Source organism: Streptomyces sp. NPDC015532, from assembly GCF_043078065.1.
GTDB lineage: Bacteria > Actinomycetota > Actinomycetes > Streptomycetales > Streptomycetaceae > Streptomyces.
In genome coordinates this window covers 1,284,942-1,309,086 of sequence record NZ_JBIBSY010000001.1, presented here as the reverse complement: position 1 = coordinate 1,309,086, position 24,145 = coordinate 1,284,942, and the positions used below count along the sequence as shown (strand labels likewise).

Annotated in this window: 19 protein-coding genes; 8 read left to right on the top strand and 11 right to left on the bottom strand. The window is 70.2% G+C overall.

All coding sequences use genetic code 11. From position 1 onward, the window contains the following. Nucleotides 1–269: 269 nt before the first annotated feature. The 9 genes from secG to uvrC form a co-directional block, all read right to left on the bottom strand. Nucleotides 270–506, bottom strand: coding sequence for a preprotein translocase subunit SecG (secG, locus tag ACF07B_RS05550; RefSeq protein ID WP_261703385.1), 237 nt, complete (start codon nt 504–506; stop codon nt 270–272). A gap of 98 nt (nt 507–604) precedes the next feature. Continuing rightward, nucleotides 605–1,381 carry a triose-phosphate isomerase gene (gene tpiA, locus ACF07B_RS05545; RefSeq protein ID WP_392177814.1) on the bottom strand — a complete coding sequence of 259 codons (777 nt, stop codon included), beginning with the start codon at nt 1,379–1,381 and terminating at the stop codon, nt 605–607. A 5-nt stretch (nt 1,382–1,386) separates the two neighbouring features. Then, complete coding sequence (locus ACF07B_RS05540) at nt 1,387–2,598, bottom strand: phosphoglycerate kinase (protein ID WP_392177813.1); 1,212 nt, start codon at nt 2,596–2,598, stop codon at nt 1,387–1,389. A 142-nt stretch (nt 2,599–2,740) separates the two neighbouring features. After that, nucleotides 2,741–3,751 carry a type I glyceraldehyde-3-phosphate dehydrogenase gene (gene gap / locus ACF07B_RS05535; RefSeq protein ID WP_328453722.1) on the bottom strand — a complete coding sequence of 337 codons (1,011 nt, stop codon included), beginning with the start codon at nt 3,749–3,751 and terminating at the stop codon, nt 2,741–2,743. 190 nt (nt 3,752–3,941) lie between these two features. Next, the gene (locus ACF07B_RS05530; protein WP_392177812.1) at nt 3,942–6,899 is read right to left on the bottom strand and encodes a M14 family zinc carboxypeptidase; all 2,958 of its coding nucleotides are present in this window, start codon (nt 6,897–6,899) and stop codon (nt 3,942–3,944) included. A 191-nt stretch (nt 6,900–7,090) separates the two neighbouring features. Further along, nucleotides 7,091–8,080, bottom strand: coding sequence for a DNA-binding protein WhiA (gene whiA / locus ACF07B_RS05525; protein ID WP_328453718.1), 990 nt, complete (start codon nt 8,078–8,080; stop codon nt 7,091–7,093). Beyond that, complete coding sequence (yvcK, locus tag ACF07B_RS05520; RefSeq protein WP_369483511.1) at nt 8,071–9,141, bottom strand: uridine diphosphate-N-acetylglucosamine-binding protein YvcK; 1,071 nt, start codon at nt 9,139–9,141, stop codon at nt 8,071–8,073. Before yvcK ends, whiA begins: the two co-directional genes overlap by 10 nt. After that, entirely contained in the window at nt 9,138–10,157 is a 1,020-nt protein-coding gene (gene rapZ / locus ACF07B_RS05515; RefSeq protein ID WP_326788451.1) for an RNase adapter RapZ, read from the bottom strand. Before rapZ ends, yvcK begins: the two co-directional genes overlap by 4 nt. Beyond that, nucleotides 10,154–12,253, bottom strand: coding sequence for an excinuclease ABC subunit UvrC (gene uvrC / locus ACF07B_RS05510; RefSeq protein WP_369483513.1), 2,100 nt, complete (start codon nt 12,251–12,253; stop codon nt 10,154–10,156). The genes rapZ and uvrC overlap by 4 nt, the downstream gene beginning before the upstream one ends. Before the next feature lie 438 nt (nt 12,254–12,691). Here uvrC and ACF07B_RS05505 point away from each other — a divergent pair, with 438 nt between their 5' ends. After that, a complete protein-coding gene (locus tag ACF07B_RS05505) occupies nt 12,692–13,639 on the top strand; it encodes a hypothetical protein (protein WP_362407669.1) in 948 nt (315 codons plus the stop codon). A 124-nt stretch (nt 13,640–13,763) separates the two neighbouring features. On the opposite strand, the gene ACF07B_RS05500 is transcribed toward ACF07B_RS05505, so the two are convergent. Continuing rightward, a complete protein-coding gene (locus ACF07B_RS05500) occupies nt 13,764–14,192 on the bottom strand; it encodes a Rieske (2Fe-2S) protein (RefSeq protein WP_392177811.1) in 429 nt (142 codons plus the stop codon). 330 nt (nt 14,193–14,522) lie between these two features. Between ACF07B_RS05500 and ACF07B_RS05495 the strand changes: the two genes are divergently transcribed. Beyond that, a complete protein-coding gene (locus ACF07B_RS05495) occupies nt 14,523–15,596 on the top strand; it encodes a LacI family DNA-binding transcriptional regulator (RefSeq protein ID WP_392177810.1) in 1,074 nt (357 codons plus the stop codon). Further along, nucleotides 15,593–16,504 (top strand): carbohydrate kinase, encoded by a 912-nt coding sequence (locus ACF07B_RS05490; protein WP_392177809.1) that lies wholly within the window; start codon nt 15,593–15,595, stop codon nt 16,502–16,504. Before ACF07B_RS05495 ends, ACF07B_RS05490 begins: the two co-directional genes overlap by 4 nt. Nucleotides 16,505–16,650: 146 nt before the next feature. Here the strand turns inward: ACF07B_RS05490 and uvrA are convergent, their stop codons facing one another. Next, the gene (gene uvrA / locus ACF07B_RS05485) at nt 16,651–19,701 is read right to left on the bottom strand and encodes an excinuclease ABC subunit UvrA (RefSeq protein WP_392177808.1); all 3,051 of its coding nucleotides are present in this window, start codon (nt 19,699–19,701) and stop codon (nt 16,651–16,653) included. 223 nt (nt 19,702–19,924) lie between these two features. Between uvrA and ACF07B_RS05480 the strand changes: the two genes are divergently transcribed. The 5 genes from ACF07B_RS05480 to ACF07B_RS05460 all read left to right on the top strand — a co-directional run bounded on the left by ACF07B_RS05480 (nt 19,925) and on the right by ACF07B_RS05460 (nt 24,135). After that, nucleotides 19,925–20,614 carry a maleylpyruvate isomerase family mycothiol-dependent enzyme gene (locus ACF07B_RS05480; RefSeq protein WP_392177807.1) on the top strand — a complete coding sequence of 230 codons (690 nt, stop codon included), beginning with the start codon at nt 19,925–19,927 and terminating at the stop codon, nt 20,612–20,614. A 9-nt stretch (nt 20,615–20,623) separates the two neighbouring features. Beyond that, the gene (locus tag ACF07B_RS05475) at nt 20,624–21,280 is read left to right on the top strand and encodes an MBL fold metallo-hydrolase (RefSeq protein WP_392177806.1); all 657 of its coding nucleotides are present in this window, start codon (nt 20,624–20,626) and stop codon (nt 21,278–21,280) included. 283 nt (nt 21,281–21,563) lie between these two features. Next, the gene (locus ACF07B_RS05470) at nt 21,564–22,448 is read left to right on the top strand and encodes an ABC transporter substrate-binding protein (protein WP_384240368.1); all 885 of its coding nucleotides are present in this window, start codon (nt 21,564–21,566) and stop codon (nt 22,446–22,448) included. Then, a complete protein-coding gene (locus ACF07B_RS05465; RefSeq protein ID WP_369483521.1) occupies nt 22,445–23,371 on the top strand; it encodes an amino acid ABC transporter permease in 927 nt (308 codons plus the stop codon). The genes ACF07B_RS05470 and ACF07B_RS05465 overlap by 4 nt, the downstream gene beginning before the upstream one ends. Beyond that, entirely contained in the window at nt 23,368–24,135 is a 768-nt protein-coding gene (locus ACF07B_RS05460; protein WP_369483522.1) for an amino acid ABC transporter ATP-binding protein, read from the top strand. Before ACF07B_RS05465 ends, ACF07B_RS05460 begins: the two co-directional genes overlap by 4 nt. Nucleotides 24,136–24,145: the final 10 nt, after the last annotated feature.

Sequence of the window (24,145 nt, the reverse complement as noted above, 5' to 3'; positions counted from 1 at the left end):
ACCCGGCTTCCTCGGATCGCGTTGCCACTTGCCACGGTGTAACTCCCTGCGTGATGGTGCCGCGAAGCGAGTCGGCGTTTCGCTTCGTTGCGAGCGCCTCAGTCTACGTAAGGCCCAACGCACGTCCAGTGATTGGAGTTACATCCCCACCCCTAGACGCAAGCCCCATGATAGGCGGCGCCTGGAGGCGCGTACCGGACATGGGGCCTTACGTGCGGAATGTGCTTGCGTGATGTGCAGTTGTGCTGTTTGCCGATGCCGGTCGTCGATCAGTTGTTGATCTTCATCAGGACACCGAGCACGACAATGCACGCGAACCAGAGCAGACCGATCATCAACGTGATGCGGTCGAGGTTGCGCTCGGCGACCGAGGAGCCGCCGACGGACGACTGCATGCCGCCACCGAACATGTCGGAGAGGCCGCCGCCCTTTCCCTTGTGCATCAGCACCAGCAGCATCAGCAGCAGGCTGAAGACGATCAGGGCGATCGAGAACCCCAAAACCACGGCTGGACCAACTTCCTCGGAACTGGATGGACGACGGGGGTCCGGCACCAGGGCACCAGACCCCCGCAAGAGTACGACGAATCGCCGCTACCGCATACTTACTGGTCGCGGAACCGGACGATCTTGACGAACTCGTCGGCGTCGAGCGACGCGCCGCCGATGAGAGCGCCGTCGATGTCGGGCTTCGCCATGATCTCGGCGACATTGCCGGACTTCACCGAGCCGCCGTACTGGATGCGGACCCGGTCGGCCAGCTCCTGGGAGTACAGCTCGGCGAGCTTGGCGCGGATCGCGGCGCAGACCTCCTGCGCGTCGTCGGCGCCGCAGACCTTGCCGGTGCCGATGGCCCAGACAGGCTCGTACGCGATCACGACGGACTCGGCCTGCTCGGCCGGGAGGTCCTTCAGACCGCCCTCGACCTGGGCGAGGGTGTGGGCGACGTGGTTGCCCGCCTCGCGGACGTCCAGCTCCTCGCCGACGCACAGGATCGGGGTCAGCCCGTGCTTGTAGGCGGCCTTGACCTTGGCGTTCACGAGCTCGTCGGTCTCGGCGTGGTACTGCCGGCGCTCCGAGTGGCCGATGGCCACGTAGGTGCACTTCAGCTTGGCCAGCATCGAGCCGGAGATCTCGCCGGTGTAGGCGCCGGAGTCCTGCGCGGAGAGGTCCTGGGCGCCGTACTTGATCTTGAGCTTGTCGCCGTCGACCAGCGTCTGCACGGAGCGCAGGTCGGTGAAGGGCGGCAGGACGGCGACCTCGCAGGCCTCGTAGTCCTTGTCCGCCAGGGCGAAGGCGAGCTTCTGGACGTGCGCGATGGCCTCGAGGTGGTTGAGGTTCATCTTCCAGTTGCCGGCCATCAGCGGCGTGCGCGTGCTCATCTAGGTCAGTCCTCCAGTGCGGCGAGGCCGGGGAGCGTCTTGCCCTCGAGGTATTCGAGGGAGGCGCCGCCACCGGTCGAGATGTGGCCGAATGCGGTCTCGTCGAAACCGAGGGTGCGCACCGCGGCGGCGGAGTCGCCACCGCCGACGACGGTGAAGCCCTTGGACTCGACCAGAGCCTGGGCGACCGCCTTGGTGCCCTCGGCGTAGTCGGGGTGCTCGAAGACGCCCATGGGACCGTTCCAGAACACGGTCGCGGCGTCGGCGAGCTTGGTCGCGTACAGGGCGCCGGTCTTCGGGCCGATGTCCAGGCCGAGCTGCCCCTCGGGCATCCGGTCGGCCTCGACGGCGGTGTGCTCGGTGGGCGCCTTGGCCTTCAGGTCCGGGAATCCCGGGGAGACCACGACGTCGACCGGGAGCACCAGCTCGACGCCCAGCTTCTCGGCGCGCTCCATGTACTCGGTGACGGCCGGGATCTGGTCCTCCTGCAACAGGGAGGTGCCGACCTCGTAGCCCTTCGCCTTGAGGAAGGTGAAGGCCATGCCGCCGCCGATCAGGATGCGGTCGGCCTTGCCGAGCAGCTGGTCGATGACCGCGAGCTTGTCGGAGACCTTGGAGCCGCCGAGCGCGACGACGTAGGGCCGCTTGACGTCCTCGGTGAGCTTCTTCAGGACGCCGACCTCGGTGGCGATGAGGTAGCCGGCGTAGTGCGGAAGACGGGCCGGGAGGTCGTACACGGAAGCGTGCTTGCGGTGCACGGCGCCGAAGCCGTCGCCCACGTAGACGTCGGCCAGGGCGGCGAGCCGGTCGGCGAACTCGCCGCGCCCGGTGTCGTCCTTGGACGTCTCGCCCGCGTTGAAGCGGAGGTTCTCGATGACGGCCACCTGGCCGGGCTCCAGGCCGTCCACCGCTTCGTGGGCGGCGGGGCCGACGGTGTCCTGCGCGAACGCGACCGGCGCGCCCAGCAGTTCACCGAGTCGCTCGGCGGGCTGGAGGAGGGAGAACGCCGGGTCCGGGGCGCCCTTGGGGCGGCCCAGGTGCGAGGCGACGATGACCTTGGCGCCCGCGTCGGCCAGCGCCTTGACGGTGGGCAGGACGGCGCGGATACGGCCGTCGTCGGTGATGAGGCCGTTCGCCAGCGGCACGTTGAGGTCGGCGCGGACGAATACCCGCTTGCCGGCCACTCCTTCGGCGAGAAGCTCGTCGATCGTCTTCATAAAGGGACTCCTAGGGAAGGCTCTTCAGATCCGCGAGGGCTGATCGATCTGCGCTGATCGATCACTACGTGGCGCAGGGCCCGGACAGCGCGGCGTCGCGCTGCCCGAGCCCTGGCTCACATCGAGGTGCCTGCTCCGGGAGTTAGAGCTGGCCGCCGACGAAGACCGTGAGGTCGACGAGGCGGTTGGAGTAGCCCCACTCGTTGTCGTACCAGCCGAGGATCTTCACCGTGTTGCCCTCCTGGACCATGGTCAGGGAGGAGTCGAAGGTGCAGGAGGCCGGGTCGCCGACGATGTCCGAGGACACGATCTGGTCCTCGGTGTAGGTCAGGAAGCCCTTGAGGTCGCCGTCGTCGGAGGCCTTCTTGAACGCGGCGTTGACCTCGTCCTTGGTGACCTCGCGCTGGAGCGTCACGACCAGGTCGGTGGCCGAACCGGTCGGGACCGGCACGCGCATGGCGATGCCGTCCAGCTTGCCCTTGAGCTGCGGGAGGACCAGGGCGGTGGCCTTGGCGGCACCGGTCGTGGTCGGGATGATGTTCTCGGCGGCGGCGCGGGCGCGGCGCAGGTCCGAGTGCGGGAAGTCCAGGATGCGCTGGTCGTTCGTGTACGCGTGAACCGTCGTCATCAGGCCCTTGACGATGCCGAAGTTCTCGTCGAGAACCTTGGCCATCGGCGCCACACAGTTGGTGGTGCAGGAGGCGTTGGAGATGATGTTGTGGTTCGCCGGGTCGTACTTGTCCTGGTTGACGCCCATCACGATGGTGATGTCCTCGTCCTTGGCCGGAGCCGAGATGAGGACCTTCTTGGCGCCGCCGGCGATGTGCTTCTCGGCGTCGGCCTTCTTCGTGAAGATGCCCGTCGACTCGATGACGATGTCGACGCCCAGCTCGCCCCACGGGATGTCGGAGGGGTTGCGCTCGGACAGGACCTTGATCGTGTGACCGTCGACGGTGATCGTGTCGGCGGTGTGCGACACCTCGGCCTTGAGGCGGCCCAGGATGGTGTCGTACTTGAGCAGGTGGGCGGTGGTCGCGGTGTCACCCAGGTCGTTGACAGCCACGATCTCGATGTCAGCACCCTGCTCCAGCAGCGCGCGGAAGTAGTTACGACCGATGCGGCCAAAGCCGTTGATGCCTACGCGGATCGTCACGAACCGATCTCCTCGTTAGGTACGCCGACTCAAGTGTCGGCGAGTTGTATGGGATGTCCCCGACCGCCTCCGACCCTACCTCTCTGGAGGCCCCGGAGTGACATCGAGTAGGGCCATACACGGCAGGGCGATCCGTACCCGTCAGTAGGGTACGGATCGCCCGTGTCGATCATGCGATTGTCACGGACAGTCAGCTCTCCAGCGCCGAGAGCGCCTTGCCGATGAGGGCCGCCCGGTCGGCCGCGGCGGCGACGTGCTCCAGGCCGAAGCCCAGCAGCACCGTGTCGTCCGTGGTGACCGCTCCGTACGTCTTGAAGAGTTCACCGGTGCGCGCCCAGTCCCGCAGGACGGCCGGGCTGCCCGCGGGCGGACCCGCGACGCTCCAGGGACCGAGGGAGGCCTCAAAGCCCTCCGTGTCCACGGCGTTGCCGCCGACCACGAGGGACGTGTTGTCGACGAGCAGGCCGTGGCCGCCCGTGCTCGGGTCGGTGATGTAGCTGACCGACACCTCGATGGACCTGCCCGCGTACGCGCTCAGGTCGAAGGCGACCGGCTGCCAGCCGCTGGACGCGCCGGTGAGGCTGTTCCACTGCCCGCTGGACCCGGTGGCGGTACAGCCCGCCGCGCTCACGGTCAGGTAGTGCTTGATCCAGGGATGTTCCCGGGCGAAGAAGCCGGCCTCGCACTCGGCCGGGACGGCGGCCGAGGTGGCACCGCCCGCCTCGGGGAGCGTGGTCCAGTCGTCGGCCCCGGTCGTGTGCACCTCGACGACCGCGTGGTCGTAGCCGGGCTCGGTGTCCCAGAGCATCTGGGAGCGCAGCGTCGGCTTGTCGGCGGCGGCGACCCCGGTGAGGTCGATGGTGCGGGTCAGACGCTTGTAGGCGTCGTCGGTGTGCACCGCGGCGGCCATGTACGAGCCCTCGTACGGCCCGTACGGGTTGACGGTCCCGCTGAACGCGCCCGCTCCCGCGGCGGAGGCGAACTGCGGGTACTGCGCCGCGGAGAGCGAGTCCGAGGTGACGCCGTAGGTGCCCGCCGCGTTCAGCGGGTTGCCGGGCGCGTCGCCGAGCGTTCCCGTGGTGCCGTCGAGCTCGCCGGAGCCGCTGAAGCCCTTGGCGCCGGGCGTGGACGTGCGCGAGTAGGCGCCCAGGTAGTACTGGCTGAAGTCGTTCGAGAGGGTGCCGCCGCCGAGGTCGACGCTGCCGCCGGCCAGCTCGCCCGCCTCGACCAGCTTGCCGCCCTCGTTGAGGAAGGCCCGCAGCTGGAGCTGGGTGGCGTTGCCGGGCCGCAGGGCGCCGGTGTAGTGGACGACGGTCCCGAAGTGATCGAGGACGCCGAGCGCGTCCGGCGCGCCCTGGGTGGCGACGTCCCAGACCAGGGCCCTCTTTCCGGCGGCCTTCAGCGCGTCGACGTAGGTCTGCGCCTGCGTGGCGGCCGCGCCCTCCTCGGCGACCACGAGCACGTCGGCCCGCGGCCGCTCGGCCACGGTGTAGGTGAAGCGGGTGCTGGAGGTGGGCTTCCGGTCGCGGGTCTCGCCGGTGAACCAGACCTCGACCTTGTCGCCGGGTGCGCCGTCCTCGATCCTGGCGCGGTACTCGTCGAAGTAGAGGTTGTCCCTGCCGCCGTAGGTCTCGCCGCCCCGCCAGTGCCTGAGCGCCGCCTCGTGCGTACGCCCGCCGTTGACGCGGTACTTGAGTTCCTTGTCGCGTACGGACTTGCGGACGACGACGGAGACTTCCTGGTCGGCGCCGCGGGAGTACGACGTCGTGAAGGCGGCCGGGGTGAAGTCGGGCGCGTCGAGGCCCACCGAGGAGGACGGCCGGTCGGGGTGGGCCGCGGTCTCGGCGACGGAGAGCGCGAACGGGACGTTCTTCTCGAACTCCTGCTCGATCAGCTTCTCGTCGTCCGGGAAGGTGAAGACCGAGGCGCAGTCCGCGGCGTTCCAGACGTCGTCCGGGTCGAGGTCCGAGGCGGTCTGGCAGGTCGACATCTCGGGGGTGAACATCGCCGTGCCGTTGACGTTGCCCGCGTGGCCGTCGGCCTCGCCGTTGGTGGTGTAGAGCTCCGAGGAGACCTGCGGGTGGTAGCCCGGGATCGCGGAGTTCTCGGGGGTTCCGGCGAGCGCCTTGTAGAGCACGTCGTCCGGCGTCGGCGTCGCCACCTGCCAGCCCACTCCGTAGAGCAGCAGCTCGGCGGCGGAGTGGTAGTTGATCCCGTACGTGAAGCCGACGCGCTTCTCGAAGGTGTCGAGCGCCTTGGTCTCGGGCTCGGACCCGGGACTCGCGCCGCGGTAGGTCTCGCTGGTGGGGTTGGGTGACGAACCCTCGTCGTCGTAGCCCCACTTATAGGCGAAGTTGCGGTTGAGGTCGACCCCGTCACCGGTGGAGACGACGCCGTCGCCGTTCACGTCCCGCAGGTTCTTGCGCCACTGGCGGGTGTCGGCGTCCTTGAAGGTGTAGTCGTAGCCGTCGGGATTGGCCGACAGGACGAACCACAGCTCGGTGGAGTCGACGATCTTCTTGACGCGCTTGTCCGTGGAGTAGTGGTCCAGGTAGTAGTGCATCAGCCGGCGCGTCATCTCTGGCGTGATCCACTCGCGCGCGTGCTGGTTGGACATGTAGAGCACCGACGGCTTGGAGCCGTCCTTGGTCTTCCGCGCGCCCTTGGTCAGTTTGACCGCGAGGATGTCCTGGCCGTTCAGGGTCTTGCCTATGGAGACGACCTTGGTCAGGCCGGGATTGGCCTGGCCCGTCCGGATGATCTCCTCCTGGAGGTTGCCCTTCCCGCTGTACGGGCGGAACACCCCCTGGGCGGCATCCGCGACCCGGTTCTCCGCCTTCGCGGAGAGCGTGTGCTCGGTGAGGTCGACGCCCTGCTTCTCCAGCTTCCTGGCCTGCTGGTCGGTGACGTAGACCTCGACCGTGCTCCTGCCGTTCTTCCAGGTCGTGTCGCCCAGCTCGTGACTGTCCTGACCGGCCGCGAGCAGCAGGGGTACCTGCTGCTTCGTGACCTCCGCGCGGAACACCTTCACGGCGTTCGCGTCGGGCTCGGGCGAACCGCCGTCCTGCGCCCGGGCGACCGGCGCCATGGCCGCACCGCCCAGCAGGAGCGCGCCGGTAGCGAGGATCGCGCTCGCTCTTCGTCTCATGAGTCCCCCTTGCACTGGTCCGCCACAGCAGCGAACGGATGCCAGGCTCATGACACTTCATGGTCAAGTCAAGGGTGCCTCGCAGGCCGACAGAAGCCGGTGCCGATCGCCCAAGTGGGCATCGGCACCGGCATAGTGAGCTTCTGTCAGATAATCCGGCCGGTCTTTCACACAGGCCCCGCTGATCCGGGTCAGCCCGCGAGGTTGTCCGCCATCTCCTCGGACAGACTCGACTCCGTCCCGGGGATCCCGAGGTCCTGCGCCCGCTTGTCGGCCATCGCCAGCAGTCGGCGGATACGGCCCGCGACGGCGTCCTTGGTCAGCGGCGGGTCGGCGAGCGCGCCCAGCTCCTCCAGGGAAGCCTGCTTGTGCTCCATGCGCAGCCGTCCGGCGGCGGCGAGGTGCTCCGGCACCTCGTCCGCGAGGATCTCCAGGGCGCGCTGGACGCGGGCCCCGGCGGCGACGGCGGCACGCGCCGAGCGGCGCAGGTTCGCGTCGTCGAAGTTGGCGAGCCGGTTCGCCGTGGCACGGACCTCGCGGCGCATCCGCCGCTCCTCCCAGGCCAGCACCGACTCGTGCGCGCCGAGTCGGGTCAGCAGCGCACCGATCGCGTCGCCGTCGCGGACGACCACCCGGTCCACACCGCGCACCTCGCGTGCCTTCGCCGCGATCGACAGCCGTCGGGCGGCGCCGACCAGCGCGAGCGCGGCCTCCGGCCCCGGGCAGGTCACCTCCAGGGACGAGGAACGGCCGGGCTCGGTGAGCGAGCCGTGGGCCAGGAAGGCCCCGCGCCAGGCCGCCTCGGCGTCGCAGGTGGCCCCCGAGACCACCTGCGGGGGCAGACCGCGGATCGGGCGTCCGCGCCCGTCCACGAGCCCGGTCTGGCGGGCCAGCTGGTCACCGCCCGCGACGACCCGCACCACATAGCGCGAGCCGCGGCGCAGTCCGCCGGGCGCCATCACGATCAGTTCGGAACTGTGGCCGAAGATCTCCAGAATGTCCCGCTTCAGCCGGCGCGCCGCCATCGCGGTGTCCAGCTCCGCCTCGATCACGATCCGGCCGCTCACCAGGTGAAGGCCGCCGGCGAACCGCAGGACGGCGGAGACCTCCGCCTTCCTGCAGCAGGTCCGGGTGACGGGGAGCCGGGAGATCTCATCCTTCACCGCTGCCGTCATCGCCATGGGCCGATCCTTCCATGCATCCGAAAAATACGGTCGTACGCGGCGGCCAACAGCTCCGGATCGTGCCGCGGAGATCCGTCGGTCCTGGCAACCGGCGCCAGCTCGACCGCGGCACCGAACCGCTGGGCGGCGTCGGCGAGTGATTCGCGGTCGGGCACGGCGGCCTCGTCGGCCAGCACCACGTCCAGGGCGAGTTTAGGGGCGTGTCGCCCCAAAACCTCCAAATGACGCTGCGGGGAGAAGCCTTCGGTTTCTCCCGGCTGCGGTGCGAGGTTCAGGGAGAGTACCCGGCGGGCCCGGGTCTGGCTCAGGGCGTCCAGGAGCTCGGGCACCAGAAGATGCGGAATGACCGACGAGAACCAGGAGCCGGGGCCGAGGACCACCCAGTCCGCGTCGAGGACCGCGGCCACGGCCTCGGGCACGGCCGGCGGATCGTGCGGTACGACGTGCACGGACTGGACCTCGCCCGGGGTGAGCGCCACGTTGGCCTGGCCCCGGATGGTGCGGATCTCGTCGGGCCGGTCGAGGTCGTGTCCCTTGACCAGGGCCTGGAGCTCCAGCGGCACGGCGGACATGGGCAGCACCCGGCCGTGCGCGCCGAGCAGCTTACCGACCAGGTCGAGTGCCTGGACATGGTCGCCGAGTTGCTCCCACAGCGCGACGATCAGCAGATTGCCGACCGCGTGTTCGTGCAGTTCGCCCTTGGACTGGAAGCGGTGCTGGATGACGCGGGCCCAGGTCTGGCCCCAGTCGTCGTCGCCGCACAGCGCCGCCAGCGCCTTGCGCAGATCACCGGGCGGCAGGACGCCCAGCTCGTCGCGCAGCCGCCCGCTGGATCCGCCGTCGTCGGCCACGGTGACGACGGCGGTGAGGTCGCCGGTGATCCGGCGCAGCGCGGCGAGCGAGGCGGACAGCCCCATGCCGCCGCCGAGGGCGACGACCTTGGGCTGCGTACCGCGGCGGCGCGGCTTGGCACCGCGCGCCGCGGCCGGCTGACCGGCCCGGTTGCCGGGAGTCTCCCGGCGCAGCCGGCTCAGCCGCAGGGAAGTACGTCCGGTCACTCGCGCCCCATGTCCCGGTGCACGAGCACGGTCTCCACGCCCTGGGAGGCGAGGCGGGCGGCGAGCTTCTCCGCGGTCGCCACCGAGCGGTGCTTGCCGCCGGTGCAGCCGACCGCGATGGTCACATAACGCTTGCCCTCGCGCCGGTAACCGGCGGCGATGAGCTGGAGCAGCTCGGAGTAGCGGTCGAGGAACTCCTTGGCGCCGGGCTGGTTGAAGACGTACGCCGAGACCTCTTCGTTCAGGCCGGTGAAGGGGCGCAGCTCGGGGACCCAGTGCGGGTTGGGCAGGAAGCGCATGTCCACGACCAGGTCGGCGTCGACCGGCAGGCCGTACTTGAAGCCGAAGGACATGACGGTGGCCCGCAGCTCGGGCTCCTCCTCGCCCGCGAACTGGGCGTCCATCTTGGCGCGCAGTTCGTGCACGTTCAGGCTGGAGGTGTCGATGACCAGGTCGGCGTCACCGCGCAGCTCGCGCAGCAGCTCGCGCTCGGCGTCGATCCCGTCCACGATGCGGCCGTCGCCCTGGAGGGGGTGGGGCCGGCGCACCGACTCGAAGCGGCGCACCAGGGCCTCGTCGGAGGACTCCAGGAAGACGATCCGCCGGGTGACGTTGCGGGACTCCAGGTCCGCGAGGGACTCACGGAGGTTGTCGAAGAACCGCCGGCCGCGCACGTCGACGACGACGGCGATCCGTGCCACGTTGCCCTGGGAGCGGGCGCCGAGCTCCACCATGGTGGGGATCAGGGCGGGCGGCAGGTTGTCGACGACGAACCAGCCGAGGTCCTCCAGACACTTGGCGGCCGTGGACCGGCCCGCTCCGGACATGCCGGAGATGATCACCAGCTCGGGAATGACGGCGTCCGGAGCTCCCGCCCCGGCTGTCTCGATGCCCGTACCCACCTGTGCTCCGTCTTCCTGTGGCGCTTCACGCTCCGCGTGATCCTCGCCTGTCTCGCTGTGTGTTTCCCGGCCCTGCGCCGGACGTTCCTCTTCACGCGCGTCGTTCTCGGTCATGTCTCCTGCCCCCGTCGCTCGTCCGAGGCGCCCGCGGTCACGGGCTCCTCCGCGGGGCCCGCCGTCGTCTCGGGCGCCGCGTCTTCGTCGTCTTCCATGATCTCTCCGGTGGCCGTGTTCACGGCGGGTGCCGCGGGAGCCGCCTGGGCGAGGGCCACGGCGATGGTCTCCGCCGTCTTGCGCCCCACGCCGGGGACCTCGCAGATCTGGTCGATCGTCGCGGACCGGAGCCGCTTCACGGAGCCGAAGTGCTTGATCAGTGCCTGCTTGCGGGACTCGCCCAGGCCCGGCACGTCGTCCAGAGGGCCCGACCTGAAGCGTTTGGCCCGCTTGGCGCGCTGGTAGGTGATCGCGAAGCGGTGGGCCTCGTCCCGGACCCGCTGGAGCAGATACAGGCCCTCACTGCTGCGCGGCAGGACCACGGGGTCGTCCTCGCCGGGCAGCCACACCTCCTCCAGGCGCTTGGCGAGCCCGCAGACGGCGATGTCGTCGATCCCCAGTTCGTCGAGGGCCCGCTGGGCGGCGGCGACCTGCGGCCGGCCGCCGTCGACGACGACGAGCTGCGGCGGGTAGGCGAAGCGCTTGGGCCGGCCGTCGTCCTCCGGGAACGTGCTCCCGGACAGGGGGTTCCCGTCGGCCGGCGGCTCCGAGGCCCCCGACGCGGCGTCCTCGCCGTCCGTCCACTCCCCCGTCTTCTCCTTCTCGACGAGGTAGCGCTTGAAGCGGCGGGTGATCACCTCGTGCATGGAGCGGACGTCGTCCTGGCCGGCGAAGCCCTTGATCTGGAAGCGCCGGTACTCGCCCTTGCGCTGGAGCCCGTCCTCGAAGACGACCATCGAGGCCACCACGTCGTCGCCCTGGAGGTGCGAGATGTCGTAGCACTCGATCCGCAGCGGCGCGCTGTCCAGGCCGAGCGCCTCGGCGATCTCCTCCAGGGCGCGCGAGCGCGTGGTCAGGTCGGAGGCACGCCTGGTCTTGTGCAGGACGAGCGCCTGGAGCGCGTTGCGCTGCACGGTCTCCATGAGCGCCTTCTTGTCGCCGCGCTGCGGTATGCGGAGCGACACGTTCGATCCGCGGCGGGCGGCGAGCCACTCCTGAACGGGTTCCACCGGTTCGGGCAGCGCCGGGACGAGCACCTCCTTGGGAACGGAGTCGCCCGTCTCCTCGCCGTAGAGCTGCTGGAGCGCGTGTTCGACGAGGTCACCCGTGGTGACCGCCTCCACCTTGTCCGTGACCCAGCCGCGCTGTCCGCGCACGCGTCCGCCGCGCACATGGAAGATCTGGACCGCGGCTTCCAGCTCGTCCTCGGCGACGGCCATGAGGTCGGCGTCGGTCGCGTCCGCGAGGACGACCGCGCTCTTCTCCATGGCCTTCCTCAGGGCGTCGATGTCGTCGCGCAGCCGGGCCGCCCGCTCGTACTCCATCTCCTCGGCGGCCTGCATCATCTGCTGTTCCTGCCGGCGGATGTACGTCCCCGTACGGCCCGCCATGAAGTCGCAGAACTCCTCGGCCAGCCCGCGGTGCTCATCGGGCGAGACCCGGCCGACGCACGGGGCGGAGCACTTGCCGATGTAACCGAGGAGGCAGGGCCGACCGGTGCGGGAGGCGTTCTTGAAGACACCGGCGGAGCAGGTGCGGACCGGGAAGACACGCAGCAGCAGGTCGACGGTGTCGCGGATGGCCCACGCGTGCCCGTAGGGACCGAAGTAGCGCACGCCCTTCTTCTTGTGGCCGCGCATCACCTGCACGCGCGGGAACTCCTCGTTCATCGTCACGGCGAGGTAGGGGTAGCTCTTGTCGTCGCGGTACTTGACGTTGAACCGGGGGTCGTACTCCTTGATCCAGGAATACTCCAGCTGAAGGGCCTCGACCTCCGTGGACACGACCGTCCACTCCACCGACGCGGCCGTGGTGACCATCGTGCGGGTGCGCGGGTGCAGATTCGCCAGGTCCTGGAAGTAGCTCGCCAGGCGCTGACGCAGGCTCTTCGCCTTTCCGACGTAGATCACCCGGCGGTGCTCGTCGCGGAATTTGTACACCCCGGGAGAGTCCGGGATCTGTCCCGGCTTGGGACGGTAGCTGGAGGGGTCGGCCATGTCACACACCCTACTGGCGCGCGCCGACAGCGCGGCCGGCTCCCGGCTCGCCTGTGGAAAACCTCGCCGAGCCGGCCCGGCGCCGGCGCCGGGCCCGCGGGACGTCCAGGACGAGCGCCACGCGTGCTCCCGCGACGATCGTCCCCGTGCTCCGCGCGCGGCACCCGGGATGCGTCGTTTCCGGCCACCGGGGTCACGTCGTGCCGGGCTCCCTGGTGAGGGTCGGGAAGGGACGGAGCGCGTCCGGGGGGCTGCGGTGAGCCATGTTGAGCATCAGGTGTTGTCGGGACTTGGTCAACACGCTTCAATGCGGGGGAACTCGGGGCGTGAACGGCGAAACCCGCGCGTGTACAGCCCCCGCGCGCCCATCTGGCGGCGCCGATGAACCGCTCCCACGGTCTGACCAGCCGTGGTGAACATCCACAGAAAGGCCCCTGCATGCGGACCGGCACACAGCACGCGGACGTCGCCACGGCAGAACTGGAAACGGCCCTGCGGGGCGGCCCCTTCCACGTCGCACTGCGCGCGGCGATCACCGCCCGCGGGCTGCCGCTGCAGCGCGTGCAGCACCATCTGTCGCGATACGGCGTCAGAGTCGGGGTGACGAGCCTGAGTTACTGGCAGCAGGGCGCCCGCCGCCCGCAGCGACCCGAGTCGCTGCGGGCGGTCCGGGCTCTGGAGGAGATACTCCAGCTTCCCGACGAGTCCCTGATCAGACTGCTGGCCGAGGCCGAGGAGCGCTCGGATCCCGAACGTCCCACGGGGCGTTCCTACCGTTCCCTCGTGGAGGCCTCCGGCGTCCTGGAACGGCTGCTGGCCGAACTGGAGTCCCCGCTCGACGGCGGTCTGCACACGCTCGGCCATCACGAACGGGTGCGCATAGGCGCCCGTCGCGAACTGCTCGGCCGCGAGTCGCACCACATCGTCCGCGCGCACAAGGACGGTGTGGACCGCTACGTGGCCATCCATCACGGCGACCCCGGCTGCGCACCGGAGCGGACGACGGTCCGGGCCATGGAGAACTGCCGCACGGGCCGGGTGCGCTGGCACCGCGACACCGGTGTCCTCGTCGCCGAACTGCTCTTCGACACCCGGCTGCGCGCGGGCGAGACGTTCCTCTTCCGCTACGCCTTCGAGGACGGCACGGCCGGGGCGTCCAGCGAGTACGTCCGGGGGTTCGGCTTCGCGGGCGGACAGTACGCGCTCCAGGTGCACTTCACCGAGAACGCGCTGCCTGTGCGCTGTCACCGCTTCACCCAGCACTCGGCCGCCGCGCCCCGCAGTGGCCGGCAGGAGCTGCCGCTGAGCGATCACCACCGCTCGGTGCACCTGGTCGAGCCGCGTGTGCGGTCCGGGATCGTCGGGATCGGCTGGGACTGGGAGTGACCGCCCGCCCGGGCACGGTCCCGGGTGCCCGCCCTGCTGCGGGGCCGCGTGCCTGAGCCCCGGTGCGGGGCCGCGTGCCTGAGCCCCGGTGCGGGGCCGGGCGGGCCGGTGACCGCACCCGGGCTCAGGCGCCCGGCCCCGCGACGATGTTCCCGTTCTTCTCCTCCACCGACAGCTCGTGGAGCGGCACGGTGGCCGGTGCCCGCAGCACCTTGCCGGTCTCGGCGTCGAACTCGCTGCCGTGACACGGGCACACGAGCGTCCTGCCCTGCAGCTTGTTGATGGCGCACCCCGCGTGGGTGCAGATCGAGCTGTACGCCGTGAGCGAACCGTCCTCGGCGCGGCTGACCACGACGTTGTGGTCCTCGTAGAGCTGAGCACCCCCCTTGGAGACCTCGCTCCCCGAGCCGAGGACGACGGGGGCGGTCGGCGTGGCGGGGGTCCCGCCACCACTGCCGCCGCCGGAGCACGCGGCGAGGCCGAGCCCGGCGACCGGGGTGAGCGCCGCTCCCCGCAGGACGGTACGACGGCTCGCGGACGGACGGCCGGACATGGCGTCTCCACTGGTCAGGGCGCCGGCGGACACGCCGCCGACAGCGACGGGGCTGCACACGGCAAGGAGGCCGCGCACCGACCATACCGGCACAGATCACTCCGCCCGTCGCGGGGCCGGTCCGCGCGAGCCTGGACGTAAACGCTTGCGCAAACGTATGCGTAAGCGTTTACGCGAGCGGGCGGGATGAGATACGTTCACCCGCGAGCGACCGGCTCCGTTCGGGGAGCGGCATCGAGGTCCGGTTCACGGACCGGCGTCCGGATTCCGTCCGCCTGCCGTCACCGGGTCCTCTTCACGGTCGGCGACCGGACCCCGGGAGGGAGTGCCATGGCGACGATGGCCGATGTGGCCCGGCGGGCGGGTGTGTCCATCGCGACCGTCTCGCACGTCCTCAACAGCACCCGTCCGGTGCTGCCCGTGACACGCCAGGCCGTTCTCGACGCGATCGACGAGCTGGGCTACACGCCCAACACCCTCGCCCGTTCGCTCGTCACCTCCCGTACGCGGTCCATCGGCCTCGCGGTGTCGGCGATCAGCAACCCCTACTTCACGGAGATCCTCCAGGGCGTCGAGGCCGGAGCCCTGGAACACGGCTACGGCCTGCTGATCGCCGATCCGCACGACGACCCCGGCCACGAGAGCAAAGCCGTCCGGCTGCTGCACGAACGGCGCGTGGACGGAATGATCATCGCGCCGTCGGCGACTCCCGACGCGCTCCTGCACTACCTCGGCCAGCACGACGTACCCACCGTCTTCCTCGACCGGCTCCTGCACGCTCCCGCCGGAAGCGGCTTCCTCTACGACCAGGTCTGCTCCGAGAACACCGCGCCCATGGCGAGCCTGGTGACCCACCTCGCCGAGCGAGGGCACCGGCGTATCGGGCTCGTCGCGGGCCTGCCCGGACTCAGCACCACGACGGAACGGATCACCGGCTACCGGCACGGCCTCGCCCGGGCCGGGCTCCCCTACGACGAACGGCTCGTGGCGCACGGTAACTCCCGGGCGGAGGCGGCCGAGGAGGCCACCCACCGGCTGTTGTCGCTCGGGGCTCCGCCGGACGGGCTCGTCACCGCCGACAACGCCATGACCGTCGGCGCGCTCCGGGCCCTGCGCGACCGGGGTGTGTCCGTGCCCGGAGACCTGGCGCTGTGCTGCTTCGATGACTTCTCCTGGGCGGATCTGTTCACTCCCCGGCTCACCGTGATCGCCCAGCCGAGCAAGGAGACCGGCGCCACGGCCGTCCGTCTGCTGCTGGAACGGCTGGCGTCCCCGCACCTGGAGTGCCGCACCGTCCGGCTTCCCTCCGCCTTCGTCCATCGCACCTCGTGCGGCTGCCCCGAAGGCGTCGCGCACACCGAGAGTCCCGAGTCCGGGATACCGAGGAAAGGACCCGAGTCGTGATCGTCGTCGCCGGTGAGGCCCTGATCGATCTGGTGCCGCAGGACTCCGGCGCCCTGGCGGAACTGCTGCCTCGCCGGGGCGGCGGCCCTTACAACACGGCGGTGGCGCTCGGCCGCCTCGGCTCCGCCACGGCCTTCTTCTCCCGCGTCTCCAGGGACGCCTTCGGCGAGGCCCTGCTCGACGGACTCGTGGACGCAGGCGTCGACGTGTCGTCCGTACAGCGCGGGGCCGAACCGACGACGCTGGCCGTCGCCACGATCGGGGCCGACGGCTCGGCCGCTTACACCTTCCACGTCGAGGGCACGGCGGACCGTCTCTTCAGCGCCCCGGGCCGACTCCCCGCCGAGGCGAGGGCGGTGTCCTTCGGGACCTGTTCACTCGTCCTGGAACCGGGCGCGAGCGCGTACGAGGAGCTGATGCGGACCGCCGCCGCGCAGGGCGTCTTCACGGCCCTCGACCCGAACATCCGCGCCGGTCTGATCCCCGACCCGGACGCCTACCGCGCCCGGTTCAAGAGCTGGCTGCCGTCGGTGTCGCTGCTGAAGCTGTCCGAGGACGACGCCCGGTGGCTCGGCGGCACCCCGCGCGAGTGGCTGGCCGCCGGTCCCGCGGCGGTGGTGATCACCCAGGGCGGCGACGGTCTGACCGCGTTCACCCGGGACGGCGCGGTGCATTCCGTGCCCGGCGAACCGGTGGACGTGGTGGACACCATCGGCGCCGGTGACACCGTGAACGCGGCACTGCTGCACGGCCTGTCCGTCCGGGACGCCCTCTCCCCGACCGCGCTGGCGGAACTGGGCCCCCGGGGCTGGACCGGGCTCCTGAGCTTCGCGGCCCGCGCGGCGGCCGTCACCTGCTCCCGCGCCGGAGCCGAACCGCCGTACGCCCGCGAACTCGGTGACCAGTAGGACACCGGACCCGCCGCCCCTCGGTCCTCGAACCGCGTGCGGCCCTGTTCACGACGGACGGCGCCCCGCGGGGAGTTCCCGCGGGGCGCCGTCCTTCCCGACATGGCCGGTCCGACGGTCCGGTCCGGCGCCGCGGACCGGTCGGGTCAGGCCTTTCGCGCCCGCGCGGTCTTCTTCGCGGGCGTCACCTTCTTGGCGGCCGCCTTCGTGGCGGTCTTCTTCGCGGCGGCCGCCTTCTTGGTGGCCGTGCTGTTGACGGTCTTCGTGGCCGTCTTCCTCGCCGCCGTCCCGGCGGCGACCGTCTTCTTGGCGGCCGCCTTGCGCGGGGCCTTCACGGGAGCGGCGTCGCTGATCCTGTCGGCGCCGAGGATCTCGCGCAGGAACTTGCCGGTGTGGCTGGCCGGAACGCCGGCGACCTCCTCGGGTGTGCCCTCGGCGATCACGAGACCGCCGCCGTTGCCGCCCTCGGGTCCCATGTCGATGACCCAGTCCGCGGTCTTGATCACATCGAGGTTGTGCTCGATGACGATGACCGTGTTGCCCTTGTCGACCAGACCGGACAGCACCGTGATGAGCTTGCTGATGTCCTCGAAGTGCAGACCGGTGGTCGGCTCGTCGAGCACGTACACGGTGCGGCCGGTGGAGCGCTTCTGGAGCTCGCTGGCGAGCTTGACGCGCTGCGCCTCACCGCCGGACAGCGTCGGCGCGGACTGGCCGAGCCGGACGTAGCCGAGGCCGACGTCGTTGAGGGTCCTGAGGTGACGGGCGATCGCCGGCACCGCCTCGAAGAAGCCGAGCGCCTCCTCGATCGGCATGTCCAGGACCTCGGAGATGGACTTGCCCTTGTAGTGGACCTCCAGGGTCTCCCGGTTGTAGCGCGCCCCGTGGCAGACCTCGCAGGGGACGTACACGTCCGGCAGGAAGTTCATCTCGATCTTGATCGTGCCGTCGCCGGAGCAGTTCTCGCAGCGGCCGCCCTTGACGTTGAAGGAGAAGCGGCCGGGCAGATAGCCCCGCACCTTCGCCTCGGTGGTCTCGGCGAACAGCTTGCGGACATGGTCGAAGACACCGGTGTACGTCGCCGGGTTGGAGCGGGGCGTGCGGCCGATGGGCGACTGGTCCACGTGCACGACCTTGTCGACGAGGTCGTCGCCGTCCACGCGCGTGTGGCGCCCCGGCACGTTCCTCGCGCCGTTCAGCTCGCGGGCCAGGTGCGTGTACAGGATGTCGTTGACCAGTGTCGACTTGCCGGACCCCGAGACGCCGGTGACGGCGGTGAGGACGCCCAGCGGGAAGGACACGTCGATGTCCCGGAGGTTGTTCTCCCGTGCGCCGTGCACGGTGAGCATGCGGCCCGGGTCGACGGGGCGCCGGATGTCCGGGGTCGGGATCTGCCGCTTGCGCGACAGGTACTGCCCGGTCACCGACTCGGGGTTGGCGAGCAGTTCCTTCAGGGGACCGCTGTGCACGACCTTGCCGCCGTGCTCGCCCGCGCCGGGACCGATGTCGACGACCCAGTCGGCGACCTTGATGGTGTCCTCGTCGTGCTCGACGACGATGAGCGTGTTGCCCATGTCGCGGAGGCGGACGAGGGTCTCGATCAGCCGGTGGTTGTCACGCTGGTGCAGACCGATGGAGGGCTCGTCGAGGACGTACAGGACGCCGACGAGCCCGGAACCGATCTGGGTGGCCAGACGGATGCGCTGGGCCTCGCCGCCGGAGAGGGTGCCCGCCGCGCGGTTCAGCGACAGATAGTCGAGGCCCACGTCGACCAGGAAGCGCAGTCGTTCGTTGACCTCCTTCAGGACGCGCTCGGCGATCTTCTTGTCGCGCGCGTTGAGCTTCAGCTTCCCGAGGAAGTCCGCACAGTCGCTGATGGACATGGCCGCGACCTCGGCGATGGACTTCTCCATGACCGTGACCGCGAGGACCAGCGGCTTCAGACGCGTGCCCTGACAGGTGGGGCAGGGCACCTCGCGCATGTAGCCCTCGAAGCGCTCACGGCTGGCGTCGCTCTCGGACTCGCTGTGGCGCCGCTTGACGAAGGGGACGGCCCCTTCGAAGGGCGTGGTGTACACGCGCTCGCGTCCGTACCGGTTGCGGTAGCGGACCTCGATCTGCGTCTTGTGGCCGTAGAGCAGGGCCTTCCTGGCGCGCTGGGGCAGCCCGGCGAAGGGGATGTCGGTCCGGAAGCCCAGCGCGTCCGCGAGGGCGCCGATCAGCCGGCCGAAATAGTCCTTGGTGTGTCCGTGCGACCAGGCGTGGATGGCGCCCTCGTCGAGGGACTTGTCCTCGTCCGGGACGATCAGCTCGGGGTCGACCTCCATCCGCGTACCGATGCCGGTGCACTCCGGACAGGCGCCGAACGGCGAGTTGAAGGAGAAGGAGCGGGGCTCCAGCTCTTCGAAGGACAGATCGTCGTACGGGCAGTACAGGTGCTCCGAGTACATGCGCTCGCGCTCGGGGTCGTCCTCCGGGAGGTCGACGAAGTCGAGCACGACCATGCCGCCGGCCAGGCCGAGGGCGGTCTCCACGGAGTCGGTGAGGCGGCGCTTGGCGGAGTCCTTCACCGTGAGACGGTCGATGACCACCTCGATGGTGTGCTTCTCCTGCTTCTTCAGCGTCGGCGGCTCGCTGAGCTGGATCGTCTCGCCGTCGACCCGGGCACGGCTGTACCCCTTGGTCTGGAGGTCGGCGAAGAGGTCGACGAACTCTCCCTTGCGCTCGCGCACCAGCGGCGACAGGACCTGGAAGCGGCTCCCCTCCGGGAGCTCCAGCACCTTGTCGACGATGGCCTGCGGCGACTGGCGCGTGATGGGACGGCGGCACTCGGGGCAGTGCGGCTTGCCGATGCGCGCGAAGAGCAGGCGCAGGTAGTCGTAGACCTCGGTGATGGTGCCGACCGTCGAGCGCGGGTTGCGCGAGGTCGACTTCTGGTCGATGGAGACGGCCGGGGAGAGACCCTCGATGAAGTCCACGTCCGGCTTGTCCATCTGGCCGAGGAACTGCCGGGCGTACGAGGACAGTGACTCCACGTAGCGCCGCTGGCCCTCGGCGAAGATCGTGTCGAAGGCGAGGGAGGACTTGCCCGACCCCGACAAGCCCGTGAAGACGATGAGCGAGTCGCGCGGGAGGTCGAGCGAGACATTCTTCAGGTTGTGCTCGCGCGCTCCACGGACGATGAGACGGTCGGCCACGCCGGTCCGTACCTTTCTTGAGAGAAGTGACAGGGGCCGCGGGCCCCCGTCTTCTCAGACTAGGGCGAGCCACTGACAACGCCGGTTGCTTTCGCTGGTTCACAACAATCCCGGGCCATCCAGCATGCCCGACGCCACCGACGAGCTTATAGCACGCGCATTCGATTTACGGGCGTGGCCGACCAGCTTCACCCGATCGTGTGGCGGCACTAGGGTCGACGTCATGATGGATCATGTGCGCGACCTGGCGTCTGTACGTGACGCGACGGAACGACTGCTCACCGCGGTCACCAAACTGGACAACGCCGCCGTGGCCGAGCCGTCACGGCTTCCCGGCTGGAGCCGTGGGCACGTGCTCGCCCACCTGTCCCGCAACGCCGACGCCCTGGTGAACGTCCTGGAGGGGCGTCCCATGTACGCCTCCGCGAGCACCCGGGACGCCGACATCGAACGGGACGCGCCGCGCCCCCTGGAGACACAGCTGGCGGACCTGCGGGAGAGCGGGGCCCGCTTCCTGGAGACGGGAGCCGCTCCCGCGGACTGGTCCCGGACGGTGGCGCTGCGCAACGGGGTCACCGACTCCGCGGCCCGGGTGCCGTTCCGGCGCTGGGTCGAGGTCGACCTGCACCACGTGGATCTCGGCATCGGCTACGAGCTGGAGGACCTGCCGGAGGAGTTCGTGACCCGGGAGATCGGCTTCCTCGCGGAGCGGTTCGCCGGCCACAAGGACGTGCCCTCGACGGCCCTGGACGCCGGAGACGGCCGGGAGTGGACCACGGGCGGCGGCGCCGAGGGCGGACCGGTCGAGGTGCACGGCCCGGCGGCCGATCTGCTCGGCTGGCTCTGCGGCCGCCGCGACGGCTCCGCCCTGACGGTACGCGGCGGCCCGCTTCCGGCGCTGCCTCCGCTATAGGCTGCCGTCATGACGTACAGCGGAGCGGTGACGGTCGGTGGCCCGGCCGACGTGCACGAGCTGCAGGACCTGATGATCTCCAAGGTCGCGGTCGGCCCCATGGACAACAACGCGTATCTGCTGCGCTGCCGGGCCACCGACGAGCAGCTCCTGATCGACGCGGCGAACGACGCCCCGACGCTGCTCACCCTGATCGGCGACGACGGCATCGCGTCCGTCGTGACCACCCATCAGCACGGCGACCACTGGCAGGCGCTGGCCGAGGTCGTGGCCGCCACGGGCGCGCGCACCTACGCGGGCCGGGACGACGCGGACGGCATCCCGGTGCCGACGGACGTCCCCCTCCAGGACGGCGACACGGTCAAGGTGGGCAACGTGGAACTCACCGCGCGCCACCTGGTCGGGCACACGCCGGGCTCGGTCGCCCTCGTCTACGACGACCCGCACGGTCACCCTCACGTGTTCACGGGCGACTGCCTCTTCCCCGGCGGCGTGGGCAACACGCGCAAGGATCCGGAGGCCTTCGCGCGTCTCCTCCACGACGTCGAGACGAGGATCTTCGACGTACTGCCGGACGAGACGTGGGTGTACCCCGGCCACGGCAACGACACGACGCTGGGCGCCGAGCGCCCGCATCTGCCGGAGTGGCACGCGCGCGGCTGGTGAACCTGAGCCCGACCGGCACTCGGGGCGGGGCACTTCGGCCGCGCCCCGGGTGAGCCGTGCAGCTCACACGCGGGGCACCTCACCGCGCCCCGCGTGAATCAAGCACCGCGCACGCCCGCGTGATTCGGCGCGCCCCGCACGCCCGCCTGAAACGGACGACCGCGTCGGCTGCGTCGACGGCTGTGACGCACGTGTTCACGGGACTGCAACACCCGTTCCCACCATGCGGACAATTACCGCTGTGACCTGGACAGACGACCGGGTTCGCTGCCACTCTCCCGCCATGCATCGACCCCAACGCGCCCTGCGCCGTGCCGCGTCCGCCGGAACCGTCGCCCTGCTCGCCCTCGCCGTGGGCTGTGCCCCGCAGCCCGAGGACAAGGCATCCGGCAAGGCTTCCGGGAGCAGCGCCGAGACCTGTGCCAAGGGCTCGTTGAGCACCCGGACCGCGGGCAAGCTCACCATCGCGACCGACGAGCCCGCGTACGAGCCGTGGTTCAAGGACGACAAGCCCGCCAATGGCAAGGGCTTCGAGTCGGCGGTCGCGTACGCCGTGGCGAAGCAGCTCGGCTACGCCGACGGCGATGTCGTCTGGCAGAGCGTTCCCTTCAACAAGGCCTTCGCCCCCGGTGCGAAGACCTTCGACTTCGACATCAACCAGGTGTCGATCAGCGCCGAGCGCAAGAAGGCCGTGGACTTCTCGTCCGGCTACTACGACGTCCGCCAGGCCGTCATCGCTCTGAAGAGCTCCAAGGCGGCCAAGGCGACGAGTCTCGCGGACCTCAAGCACCTGAAGCTGGGCGCCCAGGTCGGCACCACCAGCCTGAACTACATCGACGACGTGGTGAAGCCGGACCAGAAGCCGGCCGCCTACGCGAAGAACGACCAGGCGAAGTCCGCGCTGAAGAACGGCCAGGTCGACGCCATCGTCACCGACCTGCCGACCGCCTTCTACATCACGGCCGCCGAGGTGACCGACGCGAAAATCGTCGGACAGTTCGAGAACCAGGGTGCTACGCCCGAGCAGTTCGGCCTCGTCCTCGACAAGGGCAGTGCCCTGACCTCCTGCGTGACGAAGGCCGTGGACGCCCTGCGCGCGGACGGCACGCTCGCGCGGATCGAGAAGCAGTGGCTGTCCGAGGCCGTCGACGCCCCGGTGCTCAAGTGACCGCGACGAAGGAGGAGTCGGGAGAGGACGCCGCCGACGGAGAGATGCCCGGCGGCGACACCGCCGGCGGGCACGAGGCCTACGTCCCCTCCCCGCGCAGGATCGAGCGCGAGCGCCACCGTCGCCGCCGGGCCCGCCGGTCGGCGGCGGTGGCCGCGCTCTCCACCCTCGTCACGGCCGTGGTGCTGTACCTCGTCGTCGTCGACGCGCCGGGCTGGCCGCGCACGAAGGAGACGTTCTTCGACGCGTCGTTCGCGCGTGAGGCGTTCCCGAAGGTCCTCGAAGGCCTGTGGCTGAACCTCCGGCTCTTCGTGGTGTGCGGCGTCGTCGTCCTGGTGCTCGGCACGCTGATAGCCGTGGCGCGCACGCTGCGGGGACCGATGTACTGGCCGGTGCGCGCCCTCGCCACCGCGTACACCGACTTCTTCCGCGGTCTGCCGCTGATCATCTGTCTGTCGATCGTCGTCTTCGGGGTCCCCGCGCTCCAGTTGCAGGGCGTCACCAACGACCCCGTCCTGCTCGGCGGCGCGGGCCTGGTGCTGACGTACTCGGCGTACGTCGCCGAGGTCGTCCGCGCCGGCATCGAGTCCGTGCACCCCTCGCAACGGGCCGCGGCACGATCACTGGGCCTCACCACGCGGCAGACCCTGCGCCACGTGGTGCTGCCACAGGCCGTCCGCCGCCAGGTCCCGCCGCTCCTCAACGACATGGTGTCCCTGCAGAAGGACACCAGCCTCGTCTCGATCGGCGGCGCGGTGGAGGCGATGCGCTCCGCGGACATCATCGTGGGCCGCAGCCTCAACTACACGGCGTACATCGTCGCGGCGCTGCTCTTCGTGGCCCTGACCATCCCCATGACGCGCTTCACCGACTGGGTCACCGCCCGTATGGACCGGCGCCGCAGCCAGGGAGGCACCGTATGAGCAAGGCCCCCGTCCCCGACGGCCCGATGCTGCGGATGGAGTCCGTCCGCAAGACCTTCGGCGACGCGGTCGTCCTGCGGGACGTCGACCTGGAGGTCGCCCCGCACACCGTGACCACGCTGATCGGCGCCTCCGGCTCCGGCAAGTCCACGCTGCTGCGCTGCGCCAACCTCCTGGAGGAGATCGACGACGGCGCGATCTGGCTGGACGGCGAGGAGATCACCGACCCGCGGGCCGACCAGGACGCGGTCCGCCGGCGGATCGGCGTCGTCTTCCAGGCGTACAACCTCTTCCCGCACATGACCGTCCTGGAGAACATCACCCTCGCCCCGCGCCGGGTGCACGGCGTGAGTCGCGCGGACGCCGAGACACACGCGCGTGAACTGCTCGAACGGCTCGGACTCGGCGCCAAGGCGGCCGAGTATCCGGACAGGCTGAGCGGTGGCCAGCAGCAACGGGCCGCGATCGTCCGCGCCTTGGCCGTGCGCCCCAAGCTGCTCCTTCTGGACGAGATCACCGCCGCCCTGGACCCCGAACTCGTGGGCGAGGTGCTGAACGTCGTCCGTGACATGAAGGCGGACGGCATGACCATGGTCCTGGCCACCCACGAGATGGGCTTCGCCCGTGAGGTCTCGGACCAGGTCTGCTTCCTGGAGGGCGGCGTGATCCTGGAGCGCGGCACGCCCGAGCAGGTCTTCGGGGACCCGCGGCGGGAGCGCACCCGGCGCTTCCTCAGGCGGATCGTGGAGGCGGGACGCCTGTGAGCCCGCCCGG

Bases quoted from the DNA above. Each gene is read 5' to 3' on its own strand.
- tpiA (WP_392177814.1), bottom strand. From the start codon at position 1,381: ATGAGCACGCGCACGCCGCTGATGGCCGGCAACTGGAAGATGAACCTC.
- ACF07B_RS05540 (WP_392177813.1), bottom strand. From the start codon at position 2,598: ATGAAGACGATCGACGAGCTTCTCGCCGAAGGAGTGGCCGGCAAGCGG.
- ACF07B_RS05530 (WP_392177812.1), bottom strand. From the start codon at position 6,899: ATGAGACGAAGAGCGAGCGCGATCCTCGCTACCGGCGCGCTCCTGCTG.
- whiA (WP_328453718.1), bottom strand. From the start codon at position 8,080: ATGGCGATGACGGCAGCGGTGAAGGATGAGATCTCCCGGCTCCCCGTC.
- rapZ (WP_326788451.1), bottom strand. From the start codon at position 10,157: ATGACCGAGAACGACGCGCGTGAAGAGGAACGTCCGGCGCAGGGCCGG.
- uvrC (WP_369483513.1), bottom strand. From the start codon at position 12,253: ATGGCCGACCCCTCCAGCTACCGTCCCAAGCCGGGACAGATCCCGGAC.
- ACF07B_RS05505 (WP_362407669.1), top strand. From the start codon at position 12,692: ATGCGGACCGGCACACAGCACGCGGACGTCGCCACGGCAGAACTGGAA.
- ACF07B_RS05500 (WP_392177811.1), bottom strand. From the start codon at position 14,192: ATGTCCGGCCGTCCGTCCGCGAGCCGTCGTACCGTCCTGCGGGGAGCG.
- ACF07B_RS05495 (WP_392177810.1), top strand. From the start codon at position 14,523: ATGGCGACGATGGCCGATGTGGCCCGGCGGGCGGGTGTGTCCATCGCG.
- ACF07B_RS05480 (WP_392177807.1), top strand. From the start codon at position 19,925: ATGATGGATCATGTGCGCGACCTGGCGTCTGTACGTGACGCGACGGAA.
- ACF07B_RS05475 (WP_392177806.1), top strand. From the start codon at position 20,624: ATGACGTACAGCGGAGCGGTGACGGTCGGTGGCCCGGCCGACGTGCAC.
- ACF07B_RS05470 (WP_384240368.1), top strand. From the start codon at position 21,564: ATGCATCGACCCCAACGCGCCCTGCGCCGTGCCGCGTCCGCCGGAACC.
- ACF07B_RS05460 (WP_369483522.1), top strand. From the start codon at position 23,368: ATGAGCAAGGCCCCCGTCCCCGACGGCCCGATGCTGCGGATGGAGTCC.